Source organism: Halomonas sp. MES3-P3E, assembly GCF_002836035.1.
GTDB classification, from domain to species: domain Bacteria; phylum Pseudomonadota; class Gammaproteobacteria; order Pseudomonadales; family Halomonadaceae; genus Vreelandella; species Vreelandella arctica.
Genome location: NZ_PJBT01000129.1, coordinates 1 through 605, shown reverse-complemented (window position 1 = coordinate 605; position 605 = coordinate 1). Strand labels below are relative to the sequence as shown.

Below are 605 nucleotides of genomic sequence, written 5' to 3'. Positions count from 1 at the left end.
GACCGTGAGCATGTGCTACTGCTCACCGACTGGACCTTTGAAGACCCCATGTCGGTATTTCGTAATCTGAAAACCATGGAAGGCTATTACAACTTCCAAGAGCGCACGATTGCTGATTTTTTCGCCGATGTTCGCGAAAAGGGTTTCTCACAAACCGCCGAGATGCGCGGTATGTGGGCCAAAATGCGCATGAGTTCTCGGGATATCGCCGATGTGACCGGCAGTACTTATACCTACCTGCTTAACGGTCACTCCCCCCAAGAAAACTGGAATGCGCTGTTCAAGGCTGGTGAGCGGGTACGACTACGCGTGATTAACGGGTCGGCGATGTCATACTTTGATGTACGTATACCTGGTTTGAAGATGACCGTCGTTGCTGCCGATGGCCAGCCAGTGCAACCCGTGCCTGTTGATGAGTTCCGTATTGGCGTGGCGGAAACGTACGATGTGCTTGTTTCACCAGAAGATGATCGAGCCTATACCATCTTCGCCGAAGCCATGGATCGGAGTGGCTACGCTCGCGCCACGCTAGCCCCGCGTGAAGGCATGCAGGCGGAGATTCCCAAGCGCCGCCAAATTGCCGACCGCGGCATGGAAGCCATGGG

General features: G+C 54.7%; 1 pseudogene. It reads left to right on the top strand.

Annotation, left to right across the window (positions count from 1 at the left end):
* Positions 1–605, top strand: a pseudogene (locus CXF87_RS12265) (copper resistance system multicopper oxidase); the annotation flags it as partial.